Source organism: Gracilibacillus dipsosauri, from assembly GCF_003176895.1.
In the GTDB taxonomy this organism is placed as follows: Bacteria; Bacillota; Bacilli; order Bacillales; family Amphibacillaceae; genus Gracilibacillus; species Gracilibacillus dipsosauri.
In genome coordinates, this window is record NZ_QGTD01000008.1 from 790,138 (window position 1) to 802,037 (window position 11,900).

Genomic DNA, 11,900 nt, shown 5'->3' on the forward strand with positions numbered 1-11,900 from the left:
ACTTAACTATTCCCTAATTCATCTCGCCATTCTAACAGACTATTTTTTTCTTCTACTGTAATTTCATTATTCTCTACCAATGCCTCTGCTAAAACATCAAAGTTCGTAATGGTGGCATAAGCTATCTTCTCACTTGTAAACTGCTGATCTGCTTTCTTTAATCCATAGCTAAAGATGGCAAGAACACTTAACACTTTTGCACCTGCCTCCTGTAAGACAAGGGCACTTTCTATAGAGGATCCGCCTGTTGAAATTAAATCCTCAATAACGATTACCTTTTCGCCTTTTTCAATTTTACCTTCAATCTGATTTTGCTTACCATGACCTTTTGGCTTTGACCGAACATAAACCATAGGTAAACCTAAATGTTCTGCAAGCCATGCCGCATGAGGAATCCCTGCAGTTGCACAGCCAGCAATTACGTCTGGTTTTTCTGGCAATTGTTCAATTATATTAGCAAATTCGATCACTATCTTCTTACGGATTTCTGGATAAGACATCGTTAATCGGTTATCACAATAAATGGGGGAATGAATTCCTGAAGTCCAGACGAATGAACGATCTGGCTTAATTTGAATTGCATTAATTTTGTAAAGTGCATTTGCTATTTCTTTTGATTTAAGCATTATTCCACTCCTTTATCACACGTTCGTAATTCGCCTTTGGATTATCTGCTTTAGTAATACTACGGCCTATTACTAAATAATCGGCACCATTTTTTTTGGCAAAGGCAGGTGTTGCTACTCGTTTTTGATCATCCTTATTCGAATTAGCGAGGCGAATACCTGGCGTTACGGTTAAAAATTCATTGCCACATACTTGCTTAATCCTATTTGTCTCTCTTGCTGAACACACCACCCCATCGGCACCACTTTCCTTCGAAAGGAGAGCTAACCGTTTCACAGCATCCTCAATAGACTGTTTAATATATAATTCATTCTCTAAAACAATCTGATCCATCGATGTTAACACTGTAACAGCAATTAGTTTAGGGGGACTATTAGTAGTGCCTGCTTGTAAACCTCTTTTGGCTGCTTTAATCATCTCACTACCTCCAGTTGCATGAACATTGACAATATCGACATTTAGATTAGCTAAATTGAACATTGCTTTCTCTACTGTTGTTGGAATGTCATGTAATTTTAAATCTAAAAAGATTGGGTGATTATGTTGTTTTAACCATTTTATAATTTGCGTACCTTCCCGATAAAATAGTTCCATTCCAACTTTAACAGGAACTCCGTAGAAATTATGCTTATCTATAAATTGTTGCACTTCTTTTGCTGAGCGAAAATCTAGTGCAAGAAAAAATGGATTATCCATCAACATGCCCCTTTCCTATCGCTTCTTCTACAGACAAAAACCCGTATTTCGCCAATGTTGCTTCTAACTGATGAATAATATCAGGACAAGCAAATGGGTTTTGAAAATTTGCCGTACCGATTGCTACTGCATGAGCGCCAGCGAGTAAAAATTCTAATACATCCTCTGCTGTCATAATCCCACCCATTCCAATAATGGGAATGTCTAGTGCCTGTCGCACTTCATAAATCATTCGAATCGCAATTGGTTTTATCGCAGGTCCAGATAGTCCTCCTGTTCGATTAGCGATCAGTGGGGCACGTTTTTTCAGGTTTATTTGCATACCTGTCAATGTATTAATCATGGAAAGTCCATCAGCACCTGCATCTACCACTGCTCTTGCCATTGTTGTAATATTAGTCACATTTGGGGAAAGCTTCACATAAACAGGATACTTGCTTGCCTCTTTCACTTTATACGTAACTTCCTTCGCAAGATCAGGATCTGTTCCAAACTGGACCCCACCTTCTTTGACATTGGGACAAGATATGTTCAATTCAATTGCAGCGATATCTGTTGAATGATTTAGCTTCTCTATAACCCTTACATATTCTTCCACAGTACTTCCTGCAACATTTGCTATAACAGGTGTATTAAACTGTCGTAAAAAGGGTAGCTCATCTTTTATTATAGTTTCTACACCAGGGTTTTGAAGTCCAATTGCATTTAACATACCACTTGAAGTCTCTGCTACTCGAGGTGTAGGATTACCATATCTTGCTTCACCCGTTGCTGCCTTGACAATAATTGCACCTAACTCATTAAGATCGAAAAATTGACTGTACTCTTTCCCAAATCCGAAGCAACCAGATGCAGGCATAACAGGATTCTTTAAATCTAATCCAGGTAATTTCACTGCCACATTCATGCTAAAATCACCTCATTTGCATAAAATACCGGACCATCCTTGCATATCTTTTTGTTCTTCGATGGATCAGCTTTTAATGGAACAACACACGCATAGCAGGTCCCTACACCACAACCCATTCTTTCCTCTAAGGAAATATAGCCTTTTTGATCTTGCAATTGGTTAGTAACCGCCTGAAGCATGGGAGTCGGACCACATGAAAAATAATAATCTATCGGGGAATTTAAATTACCAATTATATCCGTAACAAAGCCCTTTTGACCATAAGATCCATCATTCGTTGCAATGTATACATCACCTAGCTGTCGAAACTTTTCTTCGTAAAAAACTTGTGCTTTTGTTTGAAATCCAAGAACACTAGTGACCCTTACCCCTTCTTCCTTCAATTTCTTACCAAGATAGTACAGAGGAGGGACACCAATCCCTCCACCTACTATAAGAGCGTGATCTAAATTTAAATCCTCAATCGGATAATGTGTACCACAAGGGAGAATAACATCTAGGTAATCCCCTGTCTTAGATTTACTTAGTTCACGTGTTCCCTCTCCAAAGATTTTAAAAATGACGGTAAATGTCTCTTTTTCCGTATCTACATTGGCAATGGAAACTGGTCTACGTAACATGTGACCATTTAGTGCAATATGAACAAATTGCCCTGGCTTTAATTCATGACTGATGGTTGAATGCAAAACCATTTCGAACGTATCCTCTGCAATTTCTATATGGCTTTTGATTTCGATTAATTGCTTCGTTTTCACAGAACCACTGCCTTCCCTTGTACTGCTGGTCTTGCAGTAAATGTCGTGGAATCAATTACATTGACGATAGCTTCAGCTGTATCTAAGCTTGTGAGACAAGGAATTCCATGCTCCACAGCTTCTCGGCGAATTCTAAAGCCATCGGATCTCGGCTTTTTCCCTGATGTTAGGGAGTTTACGACAACCTGAACCTCACTTTTTTCAATGATGGATAGAACATTTTTACCTTCTGCACCCACTTTTCCTACAGAGGTTACTGGTAAATTTAAGCTTTCGAGATGGTTTGCTGTTCCTTCTGTTGCAAATAAGTGGAAGCCGAGCTCAAAGAATCTCTTGGCTATTTCTCCCGCCTCTTCTTTATCCTTATCGGCAACGGTAATTAGCACGGCACCTTCCATTGGTATCTTTAATCCGGATGCTGTAAGTCCCTTGTATAATGCTTTTTCTAATGTGCGGTCCCGTCCAATCGCTTCACCTGTTGATTTCATCTCAGGTCCGAGCATGGTATCAACACTCCGCAGTTTTTCAAAGGAAAAGACAGGCACTTTTACAGATACCGTTTCCGGTTCAGGGAGTAATCCTTTTTCATAACCCATTTCGGTTAACGATTCACCGATAATACATCTTGTTGCTAAGTTCGCCATCGTAACACCTGTAATTTTACTTAAAAACGGGATTGTACGACTTGCTCTTGGGTTAACCTCTAGCACATATACTTCATTCTTATGCACCACAAACTGAATATTAATGAGTCCTTTGACACCTAGTTTTTCTGCAATTTTGATCGTAATGTCCACACATTGTTGTTTGATATTCTCTGTTAAACGTTGCGTTGGGTAAACTGCGATCGAATCTCCAGAGTGAACACCTGCACGTTCAATATGTTCCATTACTCCAGGAATAATGGTTGTATCTCCATCACTAATCGCGTCAACCTCTACTTCTATACCTGTTAAATATTTATCAATTAATACAGGATGCTTATGCTTAATATGGTTCGTTTTGGCAAGATAGCCTTCCAGCTCCTCTTCATTGTAAACAATCTCCATCTGGCTACCACCAATGACATACGATGGACGCACTAATACTGGATATCCGATTGATTCGGCTGCTTCCTTAGCTTGATCTAGTTTACGAACACTTTTTCCCTTTGGTTGAGGAATCTGAAGTTCTTGTAACAGTTGCTCGAATTTATCTCGATCTTCCGCTGTATCAATTGCTTCAAGTGGTGTACCTAGTATCCGGACACCTCTACGTTCTAAGCCTTCTGCTAAATTAATAGCGGTTTGCCCACCGAATTGAACAATTACACCTTCTGGCTTTTCTAAATCCACAACATGCATCACATCTTCAAGAGTCAATGGTTCAAAATACAGCTTGTCAGATACACTGAAGTCTGTCGAGACGGTTTCTGGATTACTATTCATAATAATTGCTTCATAGCCCGCTTCCTTTAGAGCTAATACGGAATGTACTGTAGCATAGTCAAATTCTATCCCTTGTCCAATTCGTATTGGTCCAGAACCAATAACGATAACTTTTTTACGATCTGTTACGATCGATTCATTTTCTTCCTCATAAGCACTATAGAAATATGGTGTTTCCGATTCAAATTCTGCCGCACATGTGTCAACCATCTTATAAACAGGCAATAATCCTTCTGATTTCCTAGTCTCATAAATTTTATCGACATTGACTCCCCATACTCGGGCTATTTGCGTATCGGACAACCCGAGATGTTTCGCTTCCTTTAATGCTGGTAAATCATTTCGATTATTAGCCAGCTTTATTTCGAAATCTATCATTTTCTTTACTTTTGTTAAAAAGAAGAGGTCAATTTTTGTTAACTGATGAATTTCTTCTACTGTCATACCTTTTCGTAAAACTTCAGCCAAAACGTAGATTCGTTCATCGTCTGGTTTGACTAAACGTTCTGTTAATTCTTCTATGGTGTTTTCTGTTAGTTTAGGTAAGAAAAAGTCTTCACCACTAATATCTAATGAGCGAATTCCCTTTAGCATCGATTCCTCAAAATTCCTCCCAATTGCCATGACTTCACCCGTCGCCTTCATTTGTGTCCCTAATTGACGGTTACCGAGGACGAATTTATCAAAAGGGAAGCGTGGAAATTTAGTCACAACATAATCCAATGCTGGCTCGTAGCACGCATAGGTTGTACCAGTAATTGGGTTCATTATTTCATCTAATGTCATTCCAATCGCGATTTTTGCTGCAATTTTTGCAATAGGATAACCTGTTGCTTTTGAGGCGAGTGCAGATGAGCGGCTTACCCTTGGATTTACTTCGATAATATAGTATTGGAAGCTTTCCGGATCGAGCGCTAGCTGTACATTACAACCACCTTCAATTTTTAATGCGCGAATAATTTTAAGAGATGCCGATCGTAACAGCTGGTATTCGCGGTCGCTCAATGTTTGAGAAGGTGCTACAACGATTGAATCTCCTGTATGAATACCTACTGGGTCAATATTCTCCATATTACAAACAACTATTGCTTGATCATTTTGATCACGCATTACTTCATACTCTATTTCTTTATATCCTGCTATATTTCTTTCAATTAAGCATTGATTGACCGGGGACAAAGAAAGTCCGTTTCGCGTGATCTCTCTTAATTCCGTCTCATTGTAGCACATTCCGCCTCCAGTACCACCAAGTGTGTAGGCAGGACGTACGATAAGTGGGTAACCAATCTTTCCTGCAAATTCTAGTGCTTCGTCTACTGTATGAACAATTTGGCTTTCAGGTACAGGTTCGTTAATTTGATTCATTAGATCACGGAATTTTTCACGATCTTCTGCTTGTTGAATTGCTTCTAGCTTTGTACCGAGTAATTCTGTCCCTGTTTCCTCTAGTATTCCAGATTCATCTAAAGCAACTGCCAAATTTAGTCCTGTTTGACCTCCAAGTGTAGGTAAAATCGCATCAGGTCGTTCTTTTCTAATAATTTTGGATAAGAATTCAACAGAAAGAGGCTCCATATAAACAGTATCCGCTACTGTATGATCTGTCATAATGGTTGCCGGATTCGAGTTTGCTAAGATAACAGTATAGCCCTCTTCTTTTAAGGATTGGCAAGCTTGCGTACCAGAATAATCAAATTCGGCTGCTTGTCCTATGACAATCGGTCCTGAACCAATAACTAGTATTTTTTGAATATCTGTTCTTTTGGGCATTATGCTTCCTCCTTCAATGATGCTTGAAATGCTTTAATCGTTGCAATAAACTGATCAAACAAATAGTTGGTATCATCAGGTCCTGGTGAAGCTTCTGGATGATATTGCACGGAGAAAGCAGGATATTTCGAATGCTTAACCCCTTCAACCGTCTTATCATTTAACGCTATTTGTGTTAATTCTAATTCCGTATTTTTAATGGAGTCCTCTGTTACAGCATAGCCATGATTTTGAGATGTTAAGTACGTACGCTTTGTTTCATAATCGTAGACAGGGTGATTGGATCCTCGGTGTCCAAATTTAAGTCTTCCCGTATCCGCACCACAAGCAAGAGAAAGCAGTTGGTGACCTAAACAAATTCCAAAGGTTGGGACTGTTGGGATTACCTTTTTAATCATTTCAATCGCTTCTGGAACATTTTTTGGATTACCTGGTCCGTTTGTTAACATTATTCCGTCTGGTTTAAGGCGTAATATGTTTTCTGCACTATAATTATATGGAACTACTGTCACATGACAACTTCTTTTCGTTAATTCTCGTAAAATACCATGCTTCATTCCGAAATCTACTAGTACAACTCGATATCCTCTACCAGGGGCAACATAAGGCTTCATCGTTGAAACGCGAGCAACCTGATCTGTAAGTAATTCTTTCGACTCCAATTTAGCTAGTAAAAATTCTTTTTCTTCATACTCCCCATTCTCTTTAGCCTTTGATAGGATACCTTTCATTGTTCCATACTTGCGGAGAATTTTCGTTAGTTTTCTAGTATCGATACCAGCTATACCAGGAATATTATTGGCTTTTAGAAATTGATCGAGACCCTCGTCACTTCTAAAATTTGAAGGAGTTTCACAAAATTCTTTAACGACAAAGCCAAAAATTGATGGATTAATCGTCTCAAAATCATCCTTATTGATACCATAATTTCCGATTAATGGATATGTCATTGTCACAATCTGCCCGCAATAAGAGGGATCAGATAAAGTTTCTTGATAACCAGTCATTCCTGTATTAAAAACAACCTCTCCGATACTCTCTTCAGTAGAACCAAATGCTTGACCTTCAAAAACTGTTCCGTCCTCTAAAACTAACAATCTATTCACTATACTTCCTCCTTATATACGACTTCTCCTTGATAGATGGTTGCAATAGGCTTTCCTACTATTTCCCACCCATCAAAAGGTGTATTTTTCCCTTTTGACAAGAAAGTTTTTTTGTTGATTTTTTCTTCTGTTTCAAGATTGATTAAGGTTAAATCTGCACTTGTACCAACCTCTATTCGACCAAATGGTAAACCAAATGTATCGGCAGGTTTTACTGTTAACCAATCAATTAATTGCTTTAAAGTAAAGATCCCCTCTTTTACAAAATGTGTATAAAGCAGTGAAAAAGCTGTCTCAAAACCAACAATACCGAAAGGAGCTTCTTCCATTCCATTCGCCTTCTCTTCATGAGTATGAGGAGCATGGTCTGTTGCAATAAAATCGATCGTTCCATCTAATAACCCATCAATTAAAGCTTGTTGATCATCACTTGCCCTTAAAGGTGGATTCATCTTATAATTTGCATCATTTTCCCTTATAAAAGTATCATTCATTAATAAATGGTGTGGTGTCACCTCTGCTGTTACATGAATTCCCGCTTTTTTCGCATCACGGATGACTCTGACTGATTCCTTTGTACTTACATGGCAAACATGGTAATGGCAGTCTGCCGCTTCAGCTAACAGAACATCTCTAGCAATTTGGACTGATTCACATACCGAAGGGATACCTGGTAGATTTAGTTGTTTATTTACCTCTCCATCATGCATCACACCACTATGAATTAAGGTGTTGTCCTCACAGTGTGCAACAACTGGCATATCAATTGCTGCAGCTTGCTTCATCGCTTGGAGCATCATATCTGCAGATTGGACGCCGACACCATCATCTGTAAACGCAAATGCACCATTTTCTTTTAGAGCACTCATATCCGTTAATTGCTCCCCAACTAACCTTTTTGTAATAGAAGCATAAGGTAATACACGAATTTTTGCTGTTTGGTCAATCCGTTGTCGTACATCTAGTAAGATTTCTACTGAATCAGGAGTAGGCTGTGTATTAGGCATGGCACAAACAGTAGTATAACCACCTCTGGCAGCAGCATTTGTCCCTGTGTGAATCGTCTCCTTTGTCTCACCACCTGGTTCCCGTAAATGGACATGAACATCGACAAAGCCTGGTGTCACTAGTTGATTTTCCCCGTCGATAATTTCTAAACCGCTTCTATCAAAATTTTTCCCGATTGCTTCAATTTTTCCATTTTGAATTACTAATTCACAATCATCCATCTGACCATTATCCAATAATCGTTTGACGTTGACTAAAATTTTCTTCATCGAATTTTCCCCCTTGATTGAGTACTCTTTGAATGACAGCCATTCGTGCTGCAACACCATTTTGCATCTGCTTAAATATTCTCGATCTTTCGCATTCGACTAAGCGACTATCCAGCTCAACTCCACGGTTTACAGGAGCAGGATGAAGGATAATGGCCTCTTTTTTCATTCTATTCTCCCTCTTCATCGTTAAGCCATATGTTTGGAGATAGCTATTATGGTCTAAAGCTACGTGGGCCTGATGTCGCTCATGCTGTATTCTTAGAAGCATTAGGACATCCGCCATTTCTACAGCTTCATCCATTGTAATATACGGAAAGTCAAGTGTTTCATCGTGCCAGCTGTCCATGCCTGTTAGGTAAATATCACAGCCCAATTTAGAAAGTGCAATAGCGTTTGACCTTGCAACACGACTATGTTTGATATCTCCTGCAATTACTACTTTAAGACCTTGGAAGCTTTTGAACTCCTGATAAATAGTGACTAAATCGAGTAATGATTGAGTAGGATGCTCTCCAGTGCCATCCCCAGCATTAATCACAGGGATGTTAATGGAATCAGCAAGCTTTTTGGCGATATTGTTTTCTTGGTGTCTAATAACTATTAGGTTTGCTCCAATCGATTCAAATGTTCTAGCAGTATCATATAAGCTTTCCCCTTTCGTTACACTTGAAATCTCCGAAGCAAAGTCTAATACCTCGATCCCTAACCGTCTTTGGGCAACAATGAAACTCATCTTTGTACGTGTGCTTGGTTCAAAGAAAAGATTTGCAACAAAGTATTGTCCTAGCATTGGCTTTACCCCATTCTCTGTGATCCTGTTTGCTTGGAGTACAAGCGTGAGTATTTCCTCTTTAGTCAGATCCTGCATGGAAACAAAATGTTTCATTCGAAGAGCCTCCTTCTGCTAAATATTAAAATCAGCCATTTTGATATTTTGGTCCAGCTTTTGCCACTTGCTATCTGAATTTTCTAATTTCCTACTTTAGGCCATAAAAAAACCCCTTTGCAAAATCGCAAAGAGGTAGACGTGTCCTATATATACACGCTTATCTTCCATGCAACCTTGCAAGCATCTCTGTACTTTCTTAAAGGTTACTTATTCTTTTCATATATGATCACATGATCTTCGTGATCAATTTCTTCCAGTTCAACTGTTATAATCTCATTTTGAGAGGTAGGAATATTTTTCCCAATAAAATCAGCCCTTATTGGCAGTTCTCGGTGTCCTCTGTCTACAAGCACAGCAAGCTGTATTTGGGAAGGCCTTCCATGATCCATGATGGCATCCATTGCTGCTCGAACCGTACGACCAGTATAGAGAACATCATCCACAAGAACAACATTTTTATCGGTTACTTGTTCTTTTAGTTTTGCATCATTTAACTGTGGTTCATTTAAATCACCAGCATGGGACAAATCATCTCGATAAAGTGTAATATCTAATTCACCTATCGGTATTTCTACTCCTTCAATTTCTTTAATTCGTTCTTTTAAGCGGTTGGCAATAGGAACTCCCCTTGTTTTAATTCCGACAAGCATGAGTCCTTCTACCCCTTTGTTTCTTTCCAATATTTCATGAGCAATTCTTGTCAATGCACGTTTCATGGCATTGGCATCCATTACATTTGCTTTCTTATTCATCATAAAAACTCCTTTTAGGAACGTTATAGTGTTTCGTAAAATTTTTGGATATTACAGCATAGAAAAAGCCTTATTCTCCGTGAGGGAATAAGGCTTTTTAGATACACGTATACCGTACAACGTTATCTCTGCTCCTTTTCCAGCCTCACAGGACTGTTTTAAAAGGTCTTTATGATATTAAATATATTATGACAAATAATGAGTTTTTCGTCAATAACTTTTTCGAATATTATCTAAAACCTGTTCGAATTTTGCTGGAAGACCTGCTTCAAATGTTAGTTCTTTCTCTGTCATCGGATGGGTAAAGGTTAATTTATATGCATGCAATGCTTGACCTTCTACATCTATCGATTTTTTTTGTCCATATTTGGGATCACCAACTATAGGAAAACCGATATATTTCATGTGAACCCGAATTTGGTGAGTTCTTCCGGTGTCTAATATACATTTTATGAAGGTAAACTTACCATGCAACCTTTCCAATATTTCAAAATGTGTGATCGCTTGTTTACCATTTTCTACAACATCCATCATTTGGCGATTTTTCACACTTCGCCCGATCGGAGCATCTATTGTGCCATATTCATGAGGAATATCTCCATGGACTAATGCTTTATATTCACGTCTCATTTTTTTGTTTTTTAATTGTTCTGCTAACTTCTCGTGAGCTATGTCGTGTTTCGCCACAACTAATAGACCACTCGTATCCTTATCGATTCGATGTACAATGCCTGGCCTCGCTACTCCATTAATACCTGATAGATCTTGACAATGATAAAGCAGTGCATTAACTAATGTATCCTCATAATGCCCTGCAGCGGGATGAACAACCATACCACTCTTTTTGTTTATCACTATCAAATCACTATCTTCATAAACAATATCTATTGGAATATTTTCGGCCTTCACCTCAAGTGGTTCCACCTCTGGAATATCCCATTTTATTACATCACCGATTTGGCATTTATAGTTTTGTTTTACGACATGATCATTAACCTGTACAAGCTTTTTATCAAACCATGTTTTGATCTGCGACCTTGAGTAATCCTCTGTAATGTCTACTAGAAGCTTGTCAATTCGAATGCCTTTTTCGTTATTTTCTACTTTATATTGAAAGTTGTTCATGAATTCTTGCTCCTTTTCTTGTTGCGTTCGTCCAAGATTGTAAAAATAAAGATGCTTATTACCCCAATTACTAAAGAGGAGTCGGCAATATTAAAAATTGGGTAATTATAGCTACCTATGTAAAAATCAAAAAAGTCTACTACTTCTTTGCGAAAGAGACGATCAATAAAATTACCAATCGCACCACCCAGTATGAGTGCTAATGCCAGCCCGAGTAATTTACTCTCTTTCGCATGTTTTTGAATATAATAGATAACAAATCCGATCACGATTACTGTAATAATATAAAAAAATGTCATTTGGCCTGATAATATTCCCCATGCTGCTCCAGTATTCCTATGTGATGTAAGGTAAAAGAAATTTTCTATTACTGTAATCCGCTCACCTAATTCCATATTTTTTACTACCAATAATTTTGTTAACTGATCTAATAATATGACGACAAATGCCACGAGATAAACCCACATAGCTTTAACCTCCAACTTTCCTTCAATTTAATACTCAACACTAAAAATTATTATATCATGTTCTTATTAAATATAATAATTAGAATGGAATCAAGG

At 38.2% G+C, this 11,900-nt stretch carries 11 protein-coding genes; all 11 read right to left on the reverse strand.

The genetic code is table 11. The annotated features are described in order from the left end of the window. Window positions 1-2: 2 nt before the first annotated feature. The 11 genes from pyrE to lspA all read right to left on the reverse strand — a co-directional run bounded on the left by pyrE (window position 3) and on the right by lspA (window position 11,804). Window positions 3-626 carry an orotate phosphoribosyltransferase gene (gene pyrE, locus DLJ74_RS10960; RefSeq protein WP_109984468.1) on the reverse strand — a complete coding sequence of 208 codons (624 nt, stop codon included), beginning with the start codon at window positions 624-626 and terminating at the stop codon, window positions 3-5. Further along, a complete protein-coding gene (pyrF, locus tag DLJ74_RS10965; protein WP_109984469.1) occupies window positions 619-1,323 on the reverse strand; it encodes an orotidine-5'-phosphate decarboxylase in 705 nt (234 codons plus the stop codon). Before pyrF ends, pyrE begins: the two co-directional genes overlap by 8 nt. Beyond that, window positions 1,316-2,230 (reverse strand): dihydroorotate dehydrogenase, encoded by a 915-nt coding sequence (locus DLJ74_RS10970; RefSeq protein ID WP_109984470.1) that lies wholly within the window; start codon window positions 2,228-2,230, stop codon window positions 1,316-1,318. The genes pyrF and DLJ74_RS10970 overlap by 8 nt, the downstream gene beginning before the upstream one ends. Continuing rightward, window positions 2,227-2,988: a dihydroorotate dehydrogenase electron transfer subunit gene (locus DLJ74_RS10975; RefSeq protein WP_109984471.1), complete on the reverse strand. Its 762-nt coding sequence runs from the start codon at window positions 2,986-2,988 to the stop codon at window positions 2,227-2,229. Before DLJ74_RS10975 ends, DLJ74_RS10970 begins: the two co-directional genes overlap by 4 nt. Then, window positions 2,985-6,185: a carbamoyl-phosphate synthase large subunit gene (carB, locus tag DLJ74_RS10980; RefSeq protein ID WP_109984472.1), complete on the reverse strand. Its 3,201-nt coding sequence runs from the start codon at window positions 6,183-6,185 to the stop codon at window positions 2,985-2,987. Before carB ends, DLJ74_RS10975 begins: the two co-directional genes overlap by 4 nt. Then, on the reverse strand, window positions 6,185-7,291 hold the full coding sequence (locus DLJ74_RS10985) for a carbamoyl phosphate synthase small subunit (RefSeq protein WP_181397510.1): 1,107 nt from the start codon (window positions 7,289-7,291) through the stop codon (window positions 6,185-6,187). The genes carB and DLJ74_RS10985 overlap by 1 nt, the downstream gene beginning before the upstream one ends. After that, window positions 7,291-8,568, reverse strand: a complete 1,278-nt coding sequence (locus DLJ74_RS10990; protein WP_109984474.1) for a dihydroorotase — start codon at window positions 8,566-8,568, stop codon at window positions 7,291-7,293. The genes DLJ74_RS10985 and DLJ74_RS10990 overlap by 1 nt, the downstream gene beginning before the upstream one ends. Then, window positions 8,528-9,457 (reverse strand): aspartate carbamoyltransferase catalytic subunit, encoded by a 930-nt coding sequence (locus DLJ74_RS10995; RefSeq protein WP_109984475.1) that lies wholly within the window; start codon window positions 9,455-9,457, stop codon window positions 8,528-8,530. The genes DLJ74_RS10990 and DLJ74_RS10995 overlap by 41 nt, the downstream gene beginning before the upstream one ends. Window positions 9,458-9,663: 206 nt before the next feature. Further along, on the reverse strand, window positions 9,664-10,212 hold the full coding sequence (pyrR, locus tag DLJ74_RS11000; protein ID WP_109984476.1) for a bifunctional pyr operon transcriptional regulator/uracil phosphoribosyltransferase PyrR: 549 nt from the start codon (window positions 10,210-10,212) through the stop codon (window positions 9,664-9,666). 210 nt (window positions 10,213-10,422) lie between these two features. Continuing rightward, complete coding sequence (locus DLJ74_RS11005; protein WP_054859536.1) at window positions 10,423-11,337, reverse strand: RluA family pseudouridine synthase; 915 nt, start codon at window positions 11,335-11,337, stop codon at window positions 10,423-10,425. Beyond that, a complete protein-coding gene (gene lspA / locus DLJ74_RS11010) occupies window positions 11,334-11,804 on the reverse strand; it encodes a signal peptidase II (RefSeq protein WP_054859537.1) in 471 nt (156 codons plus the stop codon). Before lspA ends, DLJ74_RS11005 begins: the two co-directional genes overlap by 4 nt. Window positions 11,805-11,900 lie beyond the last annotated feature (96 nt).

Excerpts from the sequence above, each read along its gene's own strand:
- pyrE (WP_109984468.1), bottom strand. The coding sequence starts at position 626 with ATGCTTAAATCAAAAGAAATAGCAAATGCACTTTACAAAATTAATGCA.
- pyrF (WP_109984469.1), bottom strand. The coding sequence starts at position 1,323 with ATGGATAATCCATTTTTTCTTGCACTAGATTTTCGCTCAGCAAAAGAA.
- DLJ74_RS10970 (WP_109984470.1), bottom strand. The coding sequence starts at position 2,230 with ATGAATGTGGCAGTGAAATTACCTGGATTAGATTTAAAGAATCCTGTT.
- carB (WP_109984472.1), bottom strand. The coding sequence starts at position 6,185 with ATGCCCAAAAGAACAGATATTCAAAAAATACTAGTTATTGGTTCAGGA.
- DLJ74_RS10990 (WP_109984474.1), bottom strand. The coding sequence starts at position 8,568 with ATGAAGAAAATTTTAGTCAACGTCAAACGATTATTGGATAATGGTCAG.
- DLJ74_RS10995 (WP_109984475.1), bottom strand. The coding sequence starts at position 9,457 with ATGAAACATTTTGTTTCCATGCAGGATCTGACTAAAGAGGAAATACTC.
- pyrR (WP_109984476.1), bottom strand. The coding sequence starts at position 10,212 with ATGAATAAGAAAGCAAATGTAATGGATGCCAATGCCATGAAACGTGCA.
- DLJ74_RS11005 (WP_054859536.1), bottom strand. The coding sequence starts at position 11,337 with ATGAACAACTTTCAATATAAAGTAGAAAATAACGAAAAAGGCATTCGA.
- lspA (WP_054859537.1), bottom strand. The coding sequence starts at position 11,804 with ATGTGGGTTTATCTCGTGGCATTTGTCGTCATATTATTAGATCAGTTA.